A 19,254-nucleotide genomic window follows, 5' to 3' on the forward strand; every position below is an offset into this window, starting at 1 on the left:
CAATTATACATAAACAAGTAAAAAATATTAGTAAGCGTAGACCGTAGGTTAGCAAGTTGTCACTTTTACGTAAATTTTTTTACACTAGATTACAAGCAAATTAATTCATACAATGAATATATATGACCCACATTAATCATACTGCCATGAATTTGCAACGTTGTTGCCATTGTAACCAAAAAATAGTGACTCCACCTTTTCAACCACGGCAAGTCATTGTTTGTCCAAGATGTTCTACTCAGTTAAATGATGGGCGCTCATGGTCACTCCGTCGTCTTGCTCTATTATCTATCACTTTGTTGCTTCTTGCTCCCATCGCTTTTTGGCAGCCATTGATTTCTATTCATCTATTTGGCACCCAAATCAATGCCAACGTGCTTGATGGAATCCGCTTAATTAGCGAGCAAGGTGACCCTTTTACCGCCAGCATTGTGGCTTTTTGTGCGATAGCTGCACCGCTGCTTTTACCTATTTCGATTTTATCTTTGGTATTAGCGCGTTACCTGGCCATCAACATGCGCCCCATTTTGCTGATGATGAAGCATCTCAAAGAATGGGTCATGCTGGATGTCTATCTTGTCGGTTTGGGTATCGCCGCAATTAAAATGCAAGATTACGCAACAGTTTATGTCGGACATGGATTGATTGCGTTTAGTACTATGTCTGTGATTAGTATTATTATTTTAATCCACATTAATTTCGATGAACTGTGGCGACGCCTTTATCCTTTAGAGGAACATACAGATGTTCCTCATGCAGAAACCTGCCTAGCCTGCCATTTTACTGGTGCCCCCAATAAGAAAGGCAAATGTCAGCGCTGCCACCGCCCACTTCACCATCGTGAACCTTTAAGCTTACAAAAAACATGGGCCGCACTGATTGCTGCCATGGTGTTGTTAATCCCTGCTAACCTACTGCCCATTTCGACGTTTTACTTAAATGGGCGACGTCTAGAAGACACGATATACTCCGGTGTTGTTTCCTTAATTGACTCAGGAAATTGGCCGATTGCCATTATCGTTTTTATTGCCAGTATTTTGGTGCCCTTCGTAAAAATTATCATCATGATACTGTTACTATTTTCAATTCAACTTAAAAGCCATACAGACCCCGTGTTACGGATGAAATTACTGAAATTCGTTTCATGGATTGGGCGCTGGTCGATGTTAGATTTATTCGTCATCGCCTTAATGATGACCTTAGTTAACCGCGATATGCTGATGTCATTTACTATGGGGCCTGCGGCTTTATATTTTGGTACTGCTGTTATTTTAACTATCCTTGCTGTTGAGTGGTTAGACAGTCGATTAATTTGGGATTCTTATGGAAAATCAAAACCATCAAAGTGAAACTTCAGATGAAGTTTCGGAGGCTATCCGCCGTAAAAGGACGACAATTTCGCCCTTTTGGCTGCTTCCCATCATCGCGATCATGATCGCAGGCTGGCTACTATTCCAACAATGGGTGGAACGTGGCACGCAAATTACCATTCAATTTTCATCTGCCTCTGGCGTTGTCGCGGGTCGAACACCAATTCGCTACCAAGGTGTGGATGTCGGTATGGTGCAAACCGTCTCTATCAGTGGCGATATGAAAAATGTGATTGTCACCGCCAATGTGAATAAAGATATGCGGTCTGCACTCACTTCAGGAACTCGCTTTTGGCTGGTGACGCCTAAAGCCTCTCTAGCTGGTGTATCAGGCTTAGATGCTCTGGTAGGTGGGAACTATATTGGCATGCAGCCAAGCACTGGCTCACCAAAATCTCAATTTGTGGCGCTCGAAACACCACCACAGCGAAACTTAAACGAAGGTGAATTACTCATTTACCTCACTGCGAAAGATTTAGGCGCATTAAACGAAAACTCCCCAGTTTATTACCGTAAAGTTCCGGTCGGTTATATTTCTGATTATTCCTTATTACCTGAAAATAAAGGCGTATCCATCGCGGTTATTATCAAAAAACGCTACGTTAATCTCGTACGCTCGGATAGCCAATTTTGGAATATCTCAGGTATTGAAGGTGGATTCGACCTGAATACTGGCGCCAGTATCAAAATGGAAAGCCTGTCGGCGGTGATCAATGGCGCAGTAGCCTTTGATTCGCCAGAAAACAGCCTACCTGCACAAACAGGGCAACAATATGAATTGCAGCCAAGTAAAGAAGATGTCAAACCTCTCGATCAACAAGGTAACCTAGACTTGCAACTTACCCTCACCGCATTGGATACCTTTGGGGTGAATGTTGGGCAACCGGTTATCTATCGCGGAATAAAAATCGGTGAAGTGTTACAACGTCACTTAACAGATGACAATGTTCAGTTCCAAATTGCCGTATTTAATGAATTTAAACATTTGGTTAAACAAGACAGTAAATTTGTTGCCAATAGCCGTGTCGATGTACAGTTAGGTATGAGCGGAGTGCAATTCCAAGGCGCGACACCTCAAGAATGGCTGGAAGGTGGCTTACATATCATTCCTGGAAAAGGGAAAGATGCATTACCAGAATCATTCCCGTTATATCGTACTGATGAAAATGCCAAAGCGGGTATTTTAGGCTCCGCACCACCGACCACCATTACGCTAAACACCAATACCCTTCCCGACATCCAACAAGGCTCAGTTGTGTTATATCGCCAATTTGAAGTCGGTAAAATCGTTTCGATTAAACCAAACAGTGACGGCTTTGCAGTGAATGTGTATATCTCAGGTCAATACCGTAACTTATTGACCCCACAAAGCGTATTCTGGGCAGAAGGTGGTGCCAAAGTTCAGTTAAATGCTGGAGGTTTAACGGTTCAAGCATCCCCACTTAGCCGTGCGTTTAGTGGTGCGATTAGCTTTGACAATATTCAAACTGGCTCATTAGATACTTCACGTCAACATACACTTTACCCATCCGAAACGGCGGCAAAAGCAATTGGTAGTGCGGTAACGCTGACAACCTTTGATGCGTCTAAGCTATCCGAAGGCATGCCTATTCGTTATTTAGGTATTAACATCGGACAAATCGAATCGCTGAAGCTGTCTGCGGATAACCGCGAAGTGAAAGCGAAAGCGATTCTGTATCCTGAATATGTGGAAAACTTCACCAAAATTGGTAGCCGTTTCGCCATTGTAACCCCAGAGCTTTCGCCATCGGGGGTTAACAACCTCGATACACTGATCCAACCGTATATCAGTGCTGAGCCTGGGCGCAGTAATAAGAGCCGTTTCCAATTTGAACTGCAAACTGCCAACATTACAGACTCTCGTTATCTTGATGGTCTCACCATTATCCTTGATGCCAGTGAGGCGGGTTCTATCCAGGTAGGAACGCCAATTCTGTTTAGAGGATTAGAAATCGGAACCGTGACTGGGCTTTATTTGGGAGAGCTTTCCGATCGCGTTTATGTTGCAACACGGATAGGCAAAGAATACCAATATCTGATCCGTGATAATACCCAGTTCTGGTTATCTTCCGGTTATAACCTCGCCTTTGGCTTAACAGGCGGCGTAGTGAAAAGCGGTACATTCAAGCAGTTTGTTCGTGGTGGAATTTCGCTGGCAACCCCGCCAACAGTGCCTTTAGCACCTAAAGCCAAACCTGACCAGCATTTCATTCTGAAATTAGAGCCACCAGCGGACTGGTTAGACTGGGGAACACCTATCCCCAAAAAATAATCCCTAACAAGGCGTCATGTTTCTCAGCATGACGCCTTTTTTATCCCCTACTACTGAAAATATATTTTGGAAATGAATTCCATTTATACTATGCTTAATTTCGTTGGGCTGATTTTTTATTGTAAAAATAAAGAGTAAAGAGGAAATATTATGAGCATAGTTAAATTGAAAATCTCTTCCTATGAAATCAATGATGCAGTCATGGCTGATAAGCGTAGTGATACTGTGAGTATTCCTTGCGATTCCGATTCTGAATTTTGCATGCAATTGGATGGTTGGGATGAACACACGAGTATCCCTGCGACACTGAATGAAAAACCCGTTCTGCTCTATCGCCAGCGTTATGATAAAGAAAATCATCATTGGCTAATGAGAATTGCTTGATGAATATGGTGGTATTAAATAGAACAGTCAGATGGGAAATAACACAAAAAAAAGAGGCCTGGTAGATTCCGATTACCGGGCCTTGGGAAAGGGCTCTGGCAGAGCCGTGCGCTAAAATTGCCATTGAGGCGTAACAAAGTACTCCCTTATACTAGCTTTCAGCTTACGTTCTTACCACTTAAATTATCAATTAATTTACATATTTTTAACACAATTTATTGCTTAATTTTCTAAGATTGAACTATTTGCATGATAAGTTAAACCTATCTAAGCAATCAGTAAAACCTTTCAATTGCCATCTAATTGATATTTCTAACTAAAAACTAACTATACCCTATTTACTCTCACACAGTTTCTCTGCGGCTTGCTTCAACGGCAATACTCGCTCTTCAACTGATTTAGTGGTTTCGATAGGCGCTAATAACACATCAATCGGTTGTGCTTGGATTTCTTTCTTTTTCATTTGTGCCGTTGCAATATCATTCAATGGATGCTGCATTAACGTAGACGGATTGATGACCACTAATGCGCCATTAGCACGACACTCTAACATCACTTCTTCACGTTTAAGCGGCCAATCATCGCCAAACTGTTTTTTACTGACACTCGCCAATGGTGCTGCCATCGCCGTACTGAATGTTCCACCCAGTACTAACGCACAAATTATAAATTTGAATTTCATTTAAAATGACCTTGTCAAACGGGGGTTATACAAAGATATGCGCCATTATACAGGTTGATAGGTAGCAAAAATAGCCACCGTAAGGATAGCAATAGTACCGAGCAGTAATTCAGCCCAACTATTTATAATCAAATAACTGATCCGCCCTTGTTGTTGAATACGTGGTACCACCCAATAACGATTAATTAATGCCAATAGCACCATCAATCCAACCAACGCAATTTTTAGCCATAGCCAAGATTGATATTCAGATAGTGTCGCGATAAATGGCCAGTCTGGCAATAAAATCAGGCTATTAATAATTCCTGTTATTAGCACACAAACTACGGCAATATGTCCTAGCTGTGAGTAACGCTTCATCGATACGACAACTTGAGTCTCTAACCCTGCTTTTAACTTATCTTTACTACGTAAAAATTGAATGCAAATAAGGAAAGGCCACAAGCCACCAAACCAATACGCGCAACTCATTAGATGAATAAACTGATTGGTTTGATGAGCAATGCCCAGCCACCCTTCATGCATCGCCGCATGACCAATAAATGCATGCAGGCCCAGAATAATAACGGAGAAACCAAGAATGAGGTGAAGTTTTAAGGTGATCGGACGTATAAATAGAACGGCAAACAAACCGACAGCACTGAGGATTTCCCAACGCCAGATTTGACCGAAGGTAGTGCCAAGCACGCCTTGCCAAATATCCATATTCAGCGCATCCTCCCAACCATCTCCCATCAAACCAGATTGTGCAATCATCCAGCAAAATGTGGTGACTATCGAGATAACCGCGCTAAAGATAATACTTTTTTTCAGTGCACCTTGAAGTAATACGCGAAATTGCCCATAGGAAACTATCACCGCAAACATTGACATTCCACACATCAACATTGCAGCGATAAAGTGAGCAAATCGCGTTAAGGTATAAAACGCTTCCAGTGACATATTATTTCACAGTGAAGCTATAGTTCCCTTTGGTTTTGTGTCCGTCAACAGAGACAACACTCCATTGAACATCGTACTTACCTGCGGCTAGTTTGCTTTCAACAGGAATAATGACTTTTGTATTATTGCTAGGATCTAATGCAGCTTTACCCGTCTTGATAACTTGATTGTTCTCATCCGTTACATTGACTTTAGTAAAGTTAACTTCAATACCTTCAGAAAAGTTTAACGTGATAGATTCTGGTGCCTGTTCTAATGCAGCACCCTCAGCTGGTAGTTGATCTTTAAGATGCGCATGAGCAAATGCTTGTTGAAATGACATGCCTAAGAACAATACAGCGATCGCGCTTAATTTACGCCAAGAAGATTTTATTTGGTTGATTGGCATAGTAACCTCTTAATTTGCAGGTGAATTTAGATATATTACCAATCATTATACGGAAAATAATACGATACGCAGCGATAAAATCAGATTTTATCATTCAGCTTGTGAGGCTCGGCACAAAATGCGAATAAAACTCACTCGCAAAAACAGAACAAGCGCCATTCATCTCTGAATTGGCGCTTGGTAAGTAACACAAAATCGAGTTATTAAAAAGAATGATTAAACGTGCGCAGCTGCCGCTAAACCTTTTAGATCTTTATCCAGCAGGAATAATGATTTACCAGATTCACCCACCATACCCAGTTTATCCAGTACAGATTTGAACAGTTTTTCTTCTTCATGCTGCTCTGCAACATACCATTGCAGGAAGTTGAATGTTGAGTAATCCTGGGTTGTCATTGCTAAATGCGCGAGTTTATTGATTTCTGAAGTAATTAATTGCTCATGTTCGTACGTTTTATTGAACACATCAGCGATAGAATCAAAATCTTCTGGTGGTGCAGCAATCGCACCTAAGCGTGGTAATGCACCGGTATCGCTAAGATAATTAAATAAACGCTGCATATGCTCCATTTCTTCTTGTGAGTGTGCTTTCAAAAATGCAGCTGCACCTTCAAAACCTTTATCACTACACCAAGCGCTCATTTGCAAATACAGATTAGCGGAGAAAAACTCAAGATTCAGTTGTTTATTTAACGCTTCAATCATGTCAGCTTTTAACATATTTTTACCTTAATGATGATGATTTTATAAAGTTATATCTCACAGTAACATAATAAATGCATTCAGAAAACATTCTTCCCATAAAAATTAATTTATTGATTAACAATGGTTTTTTGTAAAAATAACACGAATCAGTCGCATTAGCTTTTATTCCTCATGATAATCCTAATTGCTAACTATTATCATGTTTGAATTTAATTTTATTTGCTAACCATCTCATTATTTCATCAAGATTTTCTGGATTTCAATTGCTACAATTCATGCTGATGTTGTTAACTGCTAGGATTTAAAATGAGCCATAATCTTGCCACCCTCCCAAAAGAAGAGATGGACAAAATTAACGTTGACCTGCTGGCTTCCGGTGTCGCTTTCAAGGAACGTTATAATATTCCCATTATTCCTGAAGCCATCGAACGTGAACAGCCCGAACATTTGCGGGACTATTTTCGTGAAAGGCTGGCCCACTATCGCCAGTTATCGATGAATTTCGCTCGTATGCCTTATGAGCCAAGAAATCGCTAAAAATCGAATTTTAGACGCAAAAAAAGGAGAATAAAATTCTCCTTTTTCATTCTATATACCCACAAATTATTTGTTGGTGTTATAGGTGATGGTATTGTTTTTACAATCTACAGTGACACGATAATGCAGATCGGATTTCGATCCTCTGACCACTAAAGGCAGCGAGTAGCCATCTTCTGTTTTAGTCACTTCACTGTCGTTGATCCAGGCAACTGCTTTTTTACCCACGGCCGCTTTTTCATCTGCCCAACGTGGTAACCGGCTATTCATAAAATCATTTTTAACCTGCGCCGCAATTTGTGGCTCAGTAAGATTGCCACAGCTCACAAATGCCGCTGCTTTACCTTCTTCCTTGTTAGCACTGAATGCAAACGAACTTAATGCAAGCGCACAGCTGCCTAAAACCACTGCCATTTTTTTAGTAATATTCATATTCATACCATCCTCCGGCATCTACGAGATGTAGATGAAATTGAGATCCATTTTACTCACCAAAATTACAGCATCATTAACAACGCAGTGCATATATGCCATTGTCTATCTAGTTGCAGTTGTAAAAGTAAAACCTATGAGCAAAATGACTTAACTGATATGAATTTATCAGAAATATTTTTAAATGTTAATAGGATGTTTATTAATTATTAATTTTCGTCATCAAATCGAGCTACAATTTGCTCTTTACCTTGATGGTTTTCCCTGATTTCTTGAGCGACCAGCGCAATAGCTTCTCCGCTACTCATGCCTTCTGCCATCAGTTGGTGAATGCGTTCAACCGCTTCTTGTTGCTCTGCGTGGGAAAGTGCTGGCATACCTGAAAACATAATCAACCTCTTTAAATTGCAGACTTATTTACTACGTTAAGATTTTCAGCAAATTTTAACAGCTCTTGCCTTAATAAGGTAAGATTATATGGTAATCTGGCATTATTCACTTGTGGAACCTGATTTTAATTGATTGATATGGCTATTAATAAAATACAACTCCCTTACAGCCCCAATGCGGCATTAGATTATTTTTCACCGTTATCGCACCAACCATGGGCCATGCTGCTTCATTCCGGTCAAGCTGAACACTCCCATAACCGTTACGATATGATTGTTGCTGACCCAGCTGTCACCCTATTAACTCGCGGTTTGCAAACTGAAATTCAAGTGCAAAATCAGCCCGTTCAGTTTTCAGAAAAAGATCCTTTTGCCCTCTTACAGCAATACATGGACCAATACCAAGTTACCAAATTTTCTGATGAAGCTCTGCCATTCCAAGGTGGCGCAATGGGAATTTGGAGCTATGACTTAGGTCATCGTATCGAAAAACTCCCTGAACTTGCCACCACTGAGCTGCAATTTCCTGATATGGCGGTAGGTATCTATTTATGGGTCCTTATTGTTGACCATCATGAACAGCGTGTGACTTTATTCAGTCACCAAGATGCTGAACAGCGACTCGCTTGGTTACAAGCACAAAAAACCTCTCGTAAACGTGCTTTCTCATTGATGTCCCCATGGCACGCCAACATGACCGAAGCGCAATACCATGAAAACATTGCCCGTATTCATCAATATTTACGTGAGGGGGATTGCTACCAAATCAACCTAGCACAACGCTTTAAAGCCAAATATAAGGGTAGTGAATGGGATGCATTTTTAACGCTAAATGAAAGCAATCTCGCCCCATTCTCCTCGTTTATTCGCTTACCTGATAACGCGGTTATCAGTGTTTCTCCTGAACGCTTTATTTTATTAGAGAAAGGTGAAATTCAAACTCGCCCGATCAAAGGCACACTTCCTCGCTTAGACTCACCAGAGGAAGACCAACTCCAAGCAGAAAAATTAGCCAATTCACCAAAAGATCGTGCTGAAAACTTGATGATTGTGGATTTGCTGCGCAATGATATTGGACGCGTTGCTAAGCCGGGTACAGTACGCGTTCCTGAACTTTTCAAAGTCGAGTCTTTTCCAGCGGTTCACCACCTCGTTAGCACCATCACCGCCACATTAGATAGCCAATACCAAGCCACCGACTTACTACGCGCCTGTTTCCCCGGCGGTTCCATTACGGGCGCACCGAAAATTCGTGCAATGCAGATTATTGAAGAATTAGAACCCAATCGTCGACATGGATATTGTGGCGCAATCGGCTATATTAGTTTCTGTGGAAATATGGATACGAACATCACAATCCGTACGCTGATAACTGACAAAAAACAGATTTATTGCTGGGCAGGCGGTGGTATTGTTGCTGATAGCCAAGCTGATAAAGAGTACCAAGAGACTTTTGACAAATTACACCTGATTTTGCCAAAACTAGGAAAACTGGATAGCGATGACTGAGCTGAATAGCTTTATTAACCGTTTTCAATTTACACTCCCGCTTTCTCGCCAACCCGCCACATCGGCGGGTAAAGCAGCTGCGGTCCTATTGCCGATTATTAATAAATCCAATCCGACATTATTGCTCACACAACGGTCACCGCTTTTACGTTCTCATGCTGGTCAAGTGGCATTTCCGGGTGGCTCTCGCGACCCTGAAGATTCAAACTTAATTGCGACCGCATTGCGAGAAGCCTACGAAGAAGTCGCTATTCCACCTGAAAAAGTGCAGGTCTTAGGGCAACTTTCACCTATCTCCAGTATTGGTGGCTATCAAGTCACCCCTATTGTGGGCCTTGTACCCGATAATATTCGATATCAGGCGAATCCAAGCGAAGTTTCCTCTATTTTTGAAATTCCCCTATTTGATGCGTTATCCCTACAAAAACATAAATATGTGGATATCAACCGCTCTGGTCGCGAAAATCGGGTCTTTTTCTACTGGTATAACAATCACTTAGTTTGGGGGCTCACTGCATCCATCCTGCATCAACTCGCCCTACAACTGGATTAGTCTTCACAGTAAATAATCTTTTTATTCAATCATTTTTCCACTATCCAAAATACAATTAGTGCTATTTATAACCAATCCACTTTATGTAACTACCTTATTTCAAAAAATACTTTAAACTTACTGGTTAACACTACTAAATAACAGTAAAGTAGCGCCCTTTAAAATAAATCACTATATCTTCATCTTTTGTTTAAGGAGTCCTGCGTGATAAGCGTTTTCGACATGTTTAAAGTGGGCATTGGCCCTTCAAGCTCTCATACCGTCGGTCCGATGAAAGCTGGGAAAGAATTTGTCGATGATTTGGTCAATAAGCAATTATTGCCATCCGTCACCCGTATCGCAGTAGACGTTTATGGCTCTTTATCCCTAACAGGTAAAGGTCACCATACCGATATCGCCATTATTATGGGTTTAGCAGGCAACCTCCCTGCTACCGTTGACATTGAATCAATCCCATCCTTTATCAAGAATGTGGAAGAAACAGAAAAGCTGCTGTTAGCTAATGGCACTCATACTGTTGATTTCCCACGTGAGGGTGGCATGAATTTCCGTCAAGATAACTTACCGTTACATGAAAACGGTATGACTATCCACGCCTTCGCTGGCGACGAGGAAATTTACACTAAAACCTATTATTCCATCGGCGGTGGTTTCATTGTTGATGAAGAACATTTTGGTCAAACATCGTCAGACAGCAAACCCGTCTCTTATCCGTTTAATTCCGCGAGTGAATTACTCCTCAAATGTAAAGAATCGGGCTTATCCATTTCTAGCCTGATGATGAAAAACGAGCTGGATTTACATCCTCGCGAAGAGATTGATGCTTACTTTGCCGATGTATGGAAAACCATGCAAGCCTGTATTGAGCGCGGTCTGAACACTGAAGGTGTCCTTCCGGGTCCCTTGCGCGTTCCTCGTCGTGCACCGGCACTGAACCGCTTAGTGACTTCTGCGAGTAAACTGTCTAATGACCCAATGAACGTGGTTGATTTAATCAATATGTACGCATTGGCCGTTAACGAAGAAAACGCAGCAGGTGGTCGTGTTGTTACTGCACCAACCAACGGTGCTTGTGGTATCGTTCCTGCCGTTTTGGCGTATTACAACCATTGCGTTGAACCCGTTACCCCAGAACTTTACTTGCGCTATTTCTTAGCGTCTGGCGCCGTTGGCATTCTGTACAAAATGAATGCGTCTATTTCTGGCGCAGAAGTAGGTTGCCAAGGCGAAGTCGGTGTTGCCTGCTCAATGGCAGCGGCAGGTTTAGCGGAATTATTTGGTGCAAGCCCAGAGCAAGTCTGCATTGCAGCTGAAATTGGTATGGAGCACAACTTAGGTTTAACCTGTGATCCTGTTGCTGGACAAGTTCAAGTACCTTGTATTGAACGTAACGCAATCGCCTCTGTTAAAGCTATCAATGCCGCACGCATGGCTTTACGTAGAACCAGCGAGCCTCGCGTTTCTCTCGATAAAGTTATCGAAACCATGTACGAAACGGGTAAAGATATGAATGCCAAATACCGCGAAACATCTCGCGGTGGCTTAGCTATCAAAGTCCAGTGTGATTAATCAGTAATATTAAGCTTCCCTCTTCATTGCCCATTTAAGTGGTGAAGAGGGAGTTTTATCCTCACTCTTCCTACGCTTATTTAATTTTTTTAATTAAGTCTATTGAACTCCAATACGCTCATCAAAATAACACCGCCCTACTTTGTGCTTTTCTCGTTTCAGCTTTCGATTTTTATCGTCTATGACCGTTTTATTTCTTCAGTTCTCTCACGCTGCTTTCTCTTTTTTGAATGGCTATTTTCATTCTGTTATTCCTTTAAATTCTATTGCACACTTCAATTTTTGCTCACTTTTCGCTCTTCTTGATGAATTTTTTATAAAATTAACTAATTTTTTGTTACCGATAACAGAGCATTACTCCAACATAATTGAATTATCAAAGTTATATACTGAGAATATTTATATATCCAGAATTATAGGATTATTTATCATGGATATTTGGACCTGTTTTTATTTTTCTGACGCGAAACAAGTTTTTTAGATTAATCCTAGTGATATGATCAGACTGACCATTCAGCTAATAATTGTACTTAACTAATTATTAGCTAGCCACTTAGTTTGAATTTATTCAGCTACTATTTAAGGTGCAGGGGAAACACATAGAGAAGGAGTCCAGTTTCTAACTTCTATTCTATCGTCGATGATGTTTCGATTTATCTGTTAAGAGGGAAAAATAGTGAGTATAGCTATTATGATTGGTACCCACGGAGTTGCTGCCGAACAGCTACTCCGAACCACCGAGATGTTAATAGGCGAGCAAGAAAACGTCTCGTTTATTGACTTTGTCCCTGGGGAAAATGCTGACACCCTATTTGAAAAATACACACAAAAGCTGACCACTCTTGATACCTCAGCGGGTGTGCTATTTCTTGTTGATACGTGGGGAGGTAGTCCATTTAATGCTGCTACACGCATTGCCAATGAGCATGACAATTACGAAATCATTACAGGCGTAAATGTCCCAATGCTCGTCGAGACCTTTATGTGCCGCGATGACAACCCATCCATGGATGAGTTGATCACCGTCGCACTCGAAACAGGTCGCGGTGGCATCCGTCCATTCAAATTTAAAGAAGTTGTTGCTGAAATTCCTGCGCCCGTCGCTGTCAGTGCACCTGCTCCACAACCAGTTATTGCAGGTCCGGGTGAACACATGATTATCGCTTTAGCGCGTGTTGATGACCGATTGATCCATGGTCAGGTGGCAACTCGCTGGACAAAAGAGATGCGCGTTAAACGCATTATTGTTGTCAGTGATGAAGTGTCCAAAGACACCGTTCGCTCCACCCTACTGAAGCAAGTTGCTCCTCCCGGTGTTACCGCCCACGTTGTTGACGTAGACAAATGTGTTCGTGTTTACAACAACCCGAAATATTCCGGCGAGCGCGTGATGCTGTTATTCACCAACCCAACAGATGTGCAGCGCATTGTTGAGCAAGGCGTTGAAATTGACTCGGTCAATATTGGTGGAATGGCCTATACCGAAGGTAAAACTATGGTCACCAATGCCGTATCAATTAACCAAAAAGATATCGATGCATTCAATTATCTGAATGACAAAAATATTGAGTTAGAAGTCCGTAAAGTCGCTTCAGACAGTAAAGTCCACATGATGGATTTAATTAATAAACTCAAAAAATAATGTTTTAGAAATTAGTTCTTATTGAACCGTTACTCAAAAACAGTCTTAGAAACTTGTTGGTTACAGGAGATTAAACAATGGAACTTACCGTTGTTCAAATAGTAATGGTCTTCGTTGTGGCTTGTATCGCCGGTATGGGATCGATCCTCGATGAATTCCAGTTCCACCGCCCTCTCATTGCCTGTACGCTTATTGGTATTGTTCTGGGTGATATGAAAACCGGTATTATTATCGGTGGTACGCTGGAAATGATCGCGTTAGGTTGGATGAACATTGGTGCGGCCGTTGCACCAGATGCTGCATTAGCCTCCATCATTTCAACCATTCTGGTTATTGCGGGTGGGCAAAGCATTGGTGCTGGTATTGCACTGGCTATCCCACTGGCAGCAGCTGGACAAGTACTGACCATCATCGTCCGTACTATCACCGTTGCATTCCAACATGCTGCTGACCGTGCTGCGGTCTCCGGTAATTTAACCTCCCTAAGCATCATCCACATTTCTGCGTTATTACTGCAAGCAATGCGTATTGCAATCCCTGCGCTGATCGTAGCAATTTCTGTGGGAACTTCAGAAGTCCAGCAACTGCTGAACTCTATCCCTGAAGTCGTTACCAACGGCTTGAACATTGCGGGTGGTATGATTGTTGTGGTCGGTTATGCGATGGTTATCAATATGATGCGCGCTGGCTACCTGATGCCGTTCTTCTATTTAGGCTTCGTGACTGCGGCCTTTACTAACTTCAACCTTGTTGCACTTGGTGTGATTGGTGTTGTGATGGCAATTCTGTACATCCAACTGAGCCCGAAATACAACAAATCCCAAGTTGTTGTCAGCCAATCAAACAGTAACAACAATCTTGATAACGAATTAGACTAGAAGGAACGTGAAAATGGTTGAACAAACTCAATCTACTGAAAAACGGCTGACAAAAAGCGATATTCGTGGGGTTTTCTTGCGTTCCAACTTATTCCAAGGTTCTTGGAACTTCGAACGTATGCAGGCTCTAGGTTTCTGTTTCTCAATGGTTCCCGTGATCCGTCGCTTATACCCAGAAAACAATGATGACCGTAAACAAGCGATTAAACGTCACTTAGAGTTCTTCAATACCCACCCTTACGTTGCAGCCCCAATTTTGGGTGTAACGATGGCGATGGAAGAAGAACGTGCTAATGGTGCGGACATCGACGACGGTGCAATCAACGGTATCAAAGTCGGTCTAATGGGACCATTAGCAGGTGTGGGTGACCCAATATTCTGGGGAACCGTGCGCCCAGTATTTGCTGCTCTGGGTGCAGGTATCGCGATGACAGGTAGCTTGTTAGGTCCTGTACTCTTCTTCGTTCTGTTTAACCTTGTACGTCTGTTAACTCGCTATTACGGCGTGGCTTATGGCTACAAGAAAGGGATTGATATCGTTCAAGATATGGGCGGTGGATTCCTGCAAAAACTGACAGAAGGGGCATCGATTCTGGGTCTGTTTGTTATGGGGGCGTTGGTCAATAAATGGACCCATGTCGACATTCCACTCGAAGTTTCGCGGATCAAAAACCAAACCACGGGTGTGGAAGATATCACTACCGTTCAGATGATCCTCGACCAGTTAATGCCAGGATTGGTTCCACTATTGCTGACCTTCGCCTGTATGTGGCTGTTACGCCGTAAAGTGAATGCTTTATGGATCATTATTGGATTCTTCGGTTTAGGTATTCTTGGTGCTTGGTTGAATTTCTTAGCGCCATAATTCCTGTTAAATATCAAAAAAGGGAGGTTGCAGCCTCCCTTTTTTACTTTTAAGCTTGGTAGCTCGTCCACTTAGTCATGGGTACTCAAATGACCTTAAATGATGTCGTTTTAGCCATTATCATTTTGATCATGCTTGTATACGCAATCTATGATGAATTTATTCAAGGAACACTGAAAGGCAAAACTCTATTAAAAGTTAACTTAAAACGTAAACATCGAGTGGATGCCATCATTTTTATTGTTCTCATTTGTATAGTCATTTATACAAATATTGTTCGACATGGTAGTTTATTAACCACTTATTTATTAATGATTACTATTTTTATGGCTATTTATTTAGCTTTTATTCGTCGACCAAAAGTGTTTTTTAAACAAACTGGCTTTTATTTCGCTAATACATTTATTTTATATGAGCGAATTAAAACAATGAATTTATCTGAAGATGGTATTTTAATGATTGGATTAGAGCAAAAGAAAGTCCACATTCAAGTTAACCATCTTGATGATTTACAAAGAATTTATGATTTCTTTATTAATCATAAATAACTGTTTTATATATTGGTATAAATATTAAGGTTAATTAAATGTTTAATTAACCTTAGCTTTGTTAATATCGCAAATGAAAATTATTATCACTTAAGTGTAACGGCGTTAATAATTAATATTTTGCCTTTATTAAAATCTATGATATCTTTCGTCCCACGTCATTGGGGAGTAGCCTGTTCTGGAAATATATTCGTTCCAGAAAATCCGTGTCAACATACTCGTTTGTTTTTAAACGTGGTGCGGATACCATTTATTGGTTGGCAAGACCATAGACACATAAATACGCCTTTTGGTTGGGGGTAATTTATGTGTATATGGAAACACCCAACCGAGATTATTGTTATGAGCTTTTACGCAACTCTCATCCTCGCCCTCGCGCTCTCTATGGATGCTTTCGCTGTCGCTATTTGTAAAGGTGCAGTGCTCCATAAACCCCGTTTTCGTGAAATTCTCCGTACTGGTTTTATCTTTGGTTTTATTGAAGCTATCACGCCTATCATTGGCTGGGGCATTGGTATTTTAGCCAGCCAGTATGTGATCCGTTGGGATCACTGGATTGCGTTTGCCCTACTGTTCATTCTTGGCGGGCGTATGATCTGGCAAAGTCTAACTACCAAAGATGAAGATTGCTGCGCCAAACCATCTAGTCACAGTGCAGGAAATTTAGTGCTATCTGCCATTGCCACCAGCCTTGATGCGATGGCAATTGGTTTAGGTCTGGCTTTCCTACAAGTGGATATTGTCCATACAGCCATGACTATTGGCTTAACCACGATGATAATGGCGACAATTGGCATGATGATTGGCCGTTACGTAGGCCCATTATTAGGAAATAAAGCAGAGATTTTAGGCGGGCTAGTACTTATCGCAATTGGATTTAATATCCTCTTTGAGCATCTCGAATTATTTATGTACGCATCGTAACATTCATGTTCCCCTGAGCTGTTGAGAATAATAGCTTAGGGGAACATTTCAAAATACAAAAACGTATTTATGATTGATACTGATTTTATATTTGATACTGATAAACTCGGATCAGAAAATCAGCGGTATAACCTTTCACGTTTTCCTGCTTTAATTGCTGTTTTACCTCTTCAGAAGCTCGCCATGCAAACGGCGTCATCTCTAACAATGCAAATGCCTCTTCCCCTTCGAGATCCATCACATAATTTAAGCGAGTCTCATCAGTTAATTTAAAGCCCGGAAGATCTTCGCCTTTTGCAGGGTGTAATTTCACTTCATCATAAATCAAGGCTTTTAATTCTTGCAGATGTTCTGCTGCCGGCGTTACCGTAATTAAAATTCCCATTGGTGTTAATACTCGGCTTAATTCTTGCGCTTTACAGGGTGCATAAATACGAATAATGGTGCTCACACTCGAATCCGCAAACGGCAAACGATGACTTGAAGCAACACAGAAATTAACCGATTTATAGCGCTTGGCAGCAAAACGGATTGCCACTTTCGACACATCCAGCCCATACACACTAACAGATTTAGATGCAGCTTCTAATGACTGAGAAAAATAGTCAGTGTAATAGCCTTCTCCACATCCGATATCGAGTATATTTTTGCTGTTTTCAGGTAGGTATTGAGTGAGCTTTTCAGCGACCTTATTGCGCATTGGCTGATAATGCCCAGCATCTAAAAACTGACGACGGGAAACCATCATTTCTAGGCTATCACCCGGATCTTTAGAGCGCTTGTGCTGTACTGGGAGTAAATTAACATAACCCTCTTTGGCACAATCAAACTGGTGGTTTGCTTCACAACGATAACTACTGTTAATTAAATTGAGAGGTTTAAAACACAGGGGACATTGATAATTCATATGGTTACACTGATTTAAAAATAAGGCGCAGTATACCATATAAGCTTTCAAGCAGCGCCATGGAATTATCCCCCATGGCACCGTGACGTAATCTAGAGGAGTATAACGAACTTATTTAGCTACTTTAGCCGCTTCAGGTGCTTTTACTTCACCTGATTGTTTCACTTCACGCTTTTTAACTTCTTTTTTACCCTGTTCTACTTTAGCAACTTCGTGAGTTTTCACACCATGATTTACATGTTCAGTTTTCGCCGTGGTATTTGCTAATGCAGCACCAGAAACAGCTAATGACAATACAGTTGCTATTGCTAATAACTTTTTCATACTAAGTACCTTAAAATTAATTTATTAAGCAAGGATGTTCTTGCCACACTAATAAATCATATCTGTAGATCATTTCACAATAGGAGAATATTAAAGATTTTTAAATTTTCTATAGGTTATTTTAATGAATAAATATTTTAATTTCGTTGATATTTCATTTACTTTTTTGAATTAATTTTTAATCTACCACCGACTTGAAGTTAATTTTATTTACCATAAATATCAACATGATAAATTGAAATGCATTTTGGGGTTAATTTTTTTATTTTAAATACCATTCTCAACCCAATTTATTTGATATCTATTTTTCTTCATTTTTCTTTTAAAAATTCACTTTTTATCTTGTCAACTTAATAATATTTATTTTTTGAAGATGCACTGGCTGTCATTCTTATCTAAAAACTCTTTCTGTTTACTTCAAGTAAAAAGCCATTCAACTTTGAATGGCTTTAAATTCACTATATTCAATTTAAAAATTAAAAATGAGCAAACTCGGGAATCGCTTTACGTCCATGAGCCTCTAAAAAATCTAAAACGCGGCGTGGTGTGGTATTCAAAATTCGGGACTCTGGAAAATCGATGGATTTCAACATCTCAACCACTTCATCAAAACGCCCTAAATAACTGACATGATGTGAATCTGAGCCTAATGCAACCCAACCACCGGCTTCTTTCACCGCTTTCGCTATTTCTATACAGTTCTTCTTACTACCCACTCTAGAATGCAAGAAAGAGGAATTATTCATCTCTAGTGCTACGTTGCACTCTTTGGCAGCTTCGGCAACAGCTTGAATATCAATTGGATATTTAGGGTTGCCAGGGTGAGTAATAATTTGCACTTTTCCACTGCGAATAGTGGCGATCATCGCTTCTGTATTGTCTTCTAAACTTTGTGGTTCTAAAACTGGCTCATGGAATCCCGCTAGAATAATATCTAGATGGCGAGCAATCTTTTCATTGCAGTCTGTCTCACCCTGCTTATTCTTAATGTTCGCTTCGATTCCATATAACAAACCAACGCCATTAACAATGCGCGGCAATATCGGCATATTGCCAAAATGCCATTCATGTGGGGCATCTTGCATTTCAGGGCCATGATCGGTAATGGCAAATAGTTTCATTCCTCGAGCGGCGGCTTCCGCAAAGTATTCATTAACAGTGCTAAATGCATGGGTGCTGGCAATGGTGTGCGCATGTAAATCAACTTGATACATAAAATATCCTTCTAATTCTTCTATTTGCCTTCTGACATTATTCAGATTGAAAAGGTTATCCAAGCTAACATATCACCACCAAGGATTCGATAACAATTCTGTTAAACCGCACTTATCGGATCTCTGTTATAAATTGCAGTTCATCTGACTCCTGTTGCACAAATAAAAAACCCGCTCCATTTGAGCGGGCTTCTATTCA

The 19,254-nt window shown here is 40.9% G+C and carries 21 protein-coding genes and 1 riboswitch; of the genes, 12 read left to right on the forward strand and 9 right to left on the reverse strand.

Annotated features, from left to right (window positions below; translation table 11 throughout):
* Nucleotides 1-122: 122 nt before the first annotated feature.
* The 3 genes from yebS to LDO51_RS16465 all read left to right on the forward strand — a co-directional run bounded on the left by yebS (nucleotide 123) and on the right by LDO51_RS16465 (nucleotide 4,047).
* A complete protein-coding gene (gene yebS / locus LDO51_RS16455; RefSeq protein ID WP_225575442.1) occupies nucleotides 123-1,349 on the forward strand; it encodes a membrane integrity lipid transport subunit YebS in 1,227 nt (408 codons plus the stop codon).
* On the forward strand, nucleotides 1,324-3,663 hold the full coding sequence (locus LDO51_RS16460) for an MlaD family protein (protein ID WP_225575443.1): 2,340 nt from the start codon (nucleotides 1,324-1,326) through the stop codon (nucleotides 3,661-3,663). The genes yebS and LDO51_RS16460 overlap by 26 nt, the downstream gene beginning before the upstream one ends.
* Before the next feature lie 150 nt (nucleotides 3,664-3,813).
* Nucleotides 3,814-4,047 carry a DUF1480 family protein gene (locus tag LDO51_RS16465; protein ID WP_006658787.1) on the forward strand — a complete coding sequence of 78 codons (234 nt, stop codon included), beginning with the start codon at nucleotides 3,814-3,816 and terminating at the stop codon, nucleotides 4,045-4,047.
* 334 nt (nucleotides 4,048-4,381) lie between these two features.
* On the opposite strand, the gene LDO51_RS16470 is transcribed toward LDO51_RS16465, so the two are convergent.
* From LDO51_RS16470 to ftnA, 4 genes are all read right to left on the reverse strand, one after another.
* The gene (locus LDO51_RS16470; RefSeq protein ID WP_225575444.1) at nucleotides 4,382-4,729 is read right to left on the reverse strand and encodes a DUF2511 domain-containing protein; all 348 of its coding nucleotides are present in this window, start codon (nucleotides 4,727-4,729) and stop codon (nucleotides 4,382-4,384) included.
* Nucleotides 4,730-4,774: 45 nt separating this feature from the next.
* Nucleotides 4,775-5,671 carry a copper homeostasis membrane protein CopD gene (gene copD / locus LDO51_RS16475; RefSeq protein WP_225575445.1) on the reverse strand — a complete coding sequence of 299 codons (897 nt, stop codon included), beginning with the start codon at nucleotides 5,669-5,671 and terminating at the stop codon, nucleotides 4,775-4,777.
* 1 nt (nucleotide 5,672) lies between these two features.
* The gene (gene copC / locus LDO51_RS16480) at nucleotides 5,673-6,059 is read right to left on the reverse strand and encodes a copper homeostasis periplasmic binding protein CopC (RefSeq protein WP_225575446.1); all 387 of its coding nucleotides are present in this window, start codon (nucleotides 6,057-6,059) and stop codon (nucleotides 5,673-5,675) included.
* 216 nt (nucleotides 6,060-6,275) lie between these two features.
* A complete protein-coding gene (ftnA, locus tag LDO51_RS16485; RefSeq protein ID WP_225575447.1) occupies nucleotides 6,276-6,779 on the reverse strand; it encodes a non-heme ferritin in 504 nt (167 codons plus the stop codon).
* 291 nt (nucleotides 6,780-7,070) lie between these two features.
* Here ftnA and LDO51_RS16490 point away from each other — a divergent pair, with 291 nt between their 5' ends.
* On the forward strand, nucleotides 7,071-7,301 hold the full coding sequence (locus LDO51_RS16490) for a DNA polymerase III subunit theta (protein ID WP_225575448.1): 231 nt from the start codon (nucleotides 7,071-7,073) through the stop codon (nucleotides 7,299-7,301).
* Nucleotides 7,302-7,367: 66 nt separating this feature from the next.
* Here the strand turns inward: LDO51_RS16490 and yebF are convergent, their stop codons facing one another.
* Both yebF and LDO51_RS16500 read right to left on the reverse strand, forming a co-directional pair.
* Complete coding sequence (gene yebF / locus LDO51_RS16495; protein WP_225575449.1) at nucleotides 7,368-7,739, reverse strand: protein YebF; 372 nt, start codon at nucleotides 7,737-7,739, stop codon at nucleotides 7,368-7,370.
* A gap of 203 nt (nucleotides 7,740-7,942) precedes the next feature.
* Entirely contained in the window at nucleotides 7,943-8,122 is a 180-nt protein-coding gene (locus LDO51_RS16500; protein ID WP_036954826.1) for a YoaH family protein, read from the reverse strand.
* A gap of 138 nt (nucleotides 8,123-8,260) precedes the next feature.
* On the opposite strand from LDO51_RS16500, the gene pabB reads away from it, so the two are divergent.
* The 8 genes from pabB to mntP all read left to right on the forward strand — a co-directional run bounded on the left by pabB (nucleotide 8,261) and on the right by mntP (nucleotide 16,610).
* A complete protein-coding gene (gene pabB / locus LDO51_RS16505) occupies nucleotides 8,261-9,631 on the forward strand; it encodes an aminodeoxychorismate synthase component 1 (RefSeq protein ID WP_225575450.1) in 1,371 nt (456 codons plus the stop codon).
* Nucleotides 9,624-10,184 (forward strand): CoA pyrophosphatase, encoded by a 561-nt coding sequence (locus LDO51_RS16510; RefSeq protein WP_225575451.1) that lies wholly within the window; start codon nucleotides 9,624-9,626, stop codon nucleotides 10,182-10,184. Before pabB ends, LDO51_RS16510 begins: the two co-directional genes overlap by 8 nt.
* A gap of 204 nt (nucleotides 10,185-10,388) precedes the next feature.
* A complete protein-coding gene (locus tag LDO51_RS16515) occupies nucleotides 10,389-11,753 on the forward strand; it encodes an L-serine ammonia-lyase (protein ID WP_225575452.1) in 1,365 nt (454 codons plus the stop codon).
* Nucleotides 11,754-12,429: 676 nt separating this feature from the next.
* Complete coding sequence (manX, locus tag LDO51_RS16520; protein ID WP_225575453.1) at nucleotides 12,430-13,395, forward strand: PTS mannose transporter subunit IIAB; 966 nt, start codon at nucleotides 12,430-12,432, stop codon at nucleotides 13,393-13,395.
* Between the two features lie 77 nt (nucleotides 13,396-13,472).
* The gene (locus tag LDO51_RS16525; protein ID WP_225575454.1) at nucleotides 13,473-14,273 is read left to right on the forward strand and encodes a PTS mannose/fructose/sorbose transporter subunit IIC; all 801 of its coding nucleotides are present in this window, start codon (nucleotides 13,473-13,475) and stop codon (nucleotides 14,271-14,273) included.
* A gap of 13 nt (nucleotides 14,274-14,286) precedes the next feature.
* A complete protein-coding gene (locus LDO51_RS16530; RefSeq protein WP_225575455.1) occupies nucleotides 14,287-15,138 on the forward strand; it encodes a PTS mannose transporter subunit IID in 852 nt (283 codons plus the stop codon).
* An 89-nt stretch (nucleotides 15,139-15,227) separates the two neighbouring features.
* Entirely contained in the window at nucleotides 15,228-15,686 is a 459-nt protein-coding gene (locus tag LDO51_RS16535; protein WP_225575456.1) for a DUF986 family protein, read from the forward strand.
* Nucleotides 15,687-15,837: 151 nt separating this feature from the next.
* Nucleotides 15,838-16,022, forward strand: a riboswitch (yybP-ykoY riboswitch).
* Nucleotides 16,023-16,028: 6 nt separating this feature from the next.
* Entirely contained in the window at nucleotides 16,029-16,610 is a 582-nt protein-coding gene (mntP, locus tag LDO51_RS16540) for a manganese efflux pump MntP (protein ID WP_225577295.1), read from the forward strand.
* A gap of 85 nt (nucleotides 16,611-16,695) precedes the next feature.
* On the opposite strand, the gene rlmA is transcribed toward mntP, so the two are convergent.
* From rlmA to LDO51_RS16555, 3 genes are all read right to left on the reverse strand, one after another.
* Nucleotides 16,696-17,517 (reverse strand): 23S rRNA (guanine(745)-N(1))-methyltransferase, encoded by an 822-nt coding sequence (rlmA, locus tag LDO51_RS16545; protein ID WP_225575457.1) that lies wholly within the window; start codon nucleotides 17,515-17,517, stop codon nucleotides 16,696-16,698.
* Between the two features lie 111 nt (nucleotides 17,518-17,628).
* Complete coding sequence (locus tag LDO51_RS16550) at nucleotides 17,629-17,841, reverse strand: acid-shock protein (RefSeq protein WP_225575458.1); 213 nt, start codon at nucleotides 17,839-17,841, stop codon at nucleotides 17,629-17,631.
* A gap of 476 nt (nucleotides 17,842-18,317) precedes the next feature.
* Nucleotides 18,318-19,055, reverse strand: coding sequence for a phosphatase (locus LDO51_RS16555; RefSeq protein WP_225575459.1), 738 nt, complete (start codon nucleotides 19,053-19,055; stop codon nucleotides 18,318-18,320).
* Nucleotides 19,056-19,254 lie beyond the last annotated feature (199 nt).

The organism is Providencia alcalifaciens (assembly GCF_020271745.1).
GTDB classification, from domain to species: domain Bacteria; phylum Pseudomonadota; class Gammaproteobacteria; order Enterobacterales; family Enterobacteriaceae; genus Providencia; species Providencia alcalifaciens_B.

Coding starts and splice junctions, on each gene's coding strand:
- yebS (WP_225575442.1), top strand. CDS start 123: ATGACCCACATTAATCATACTGCCATGAATTTGCAACGTTGTTGCCAT.
- LDO51_RS16550 (WP_225575458.1), bottom strand. CDS start 17,841: ATGAAAAAGTTATTAGCAATAGCAACTGTATTGTCATTAGCTGTTTCT.
- LDO51_RS16470 (WP_225575444.1), bottom strand. CDS start 4,729: ATGAAATTCAAATTTATAATTTGTGCGTTAGTACTGGGTGGAACATTC.
- LDO51_RS16490 (WP_225575448.1), top strand. CDS start 7,071: ATGAGCCATAATCTTGCCACCCTCCCAAAAGAAGAGATGGACAAAATT.
- pabB (WP_225575450.1), top strand. CDS start 8,261: ATGGCTATTAATAAAATACAACTCCCTTACAGCCCCAATGCGGCATTA.
- LDO51_RS16460 (WP_225575443.1), top strand. CDS start 1,324: ATGGAAAATCAAAACCATCAAAGTGAAACTTCAGATGAAGTTTCGGAG.
- LDO51_RS16465 (WP_006658787.1), top strand. CDS start 3,814: ATGAGCATAGTTAAATTGAAAATCTCTTCCTATGAAATCAATGATGCA.
- LDO51_RS16510 (WP_225575451.1), top strand. CDS start 9,624: ATGACTGAGCTGAATAGCTTTATTAACCGTTTTCAATTTACACTCCCG.
- LDO51_RS16525 (WP_225575454.1), top strand. CDS start 13,473: ATGGAACTTACCGTTGTTCAAATAGTAATGGTCTTCGTTGTGGCTTGT.
- rlmA (WP_225575457.1), bottom strand. CDS start 17,517: ATGAATTATCAATGTCCCCTGTGTTTTAAACCTCTCAATTTAATTAAC.
- LDO51_RS16535 (WP_225575456.1), top strand. CDS start 15,228: ATGACCTTAAATGATGTCGTTTTAGCCATTATCATTTTGATCATGCTT.
- copD (WP_225575445.1), bottom strand. CDS start 5,671: ATGTCACTGGAAGCGTTTTATACCTTAACGCGATTTGCTCACTTTATC.
- ftnA (WP_225575447.1), bottom strand. CDS start 6,779: ATGTTAAAAGCTGACATGATTGAAGCGTTAAATAAACAACTGAATCTT.
- LDO51_RS16500 (WP_036954826.1), bottom strand. CDS start 8,122: ATGTTTTCAGGTATGCCAGCACTTTCCCACGCAGAGCAACAAGAAGCG.
- LDO51_RS16555 (WP_225575459.1), bottom strand. CDS start 19,055: ATGTATCAAGTTGATTTACATGCGCACACCATTGCCAGCACCCATGCA.
- copC (WP_225575446.1), bottom strand. CDS start 6,059: ATGCCAATCAACCAAATAAAATCTTCTTGGCGTAAATTAAGCGCGATC.
- mntP (WP_225577295.1), top strand. CDS start 16,029: ATGAGCTTTTACGCAACTCTCATCCTCGCCCTCGCGCTCTCTATGGAT.
- yebF (WP_225575449.1), bottom strand. CDS start 7,739: ATGAATATGAATATTACTAAAAAAATGGCAGTGGTTTTAGGCAGCTGT.
- LDO51_RS16530 (WP_225575455.1), top strand. CDS start 14,287: ATGGTTGAACAAACTCAATCTACTGAAAAACGGCTGACAAAAAGCGAT.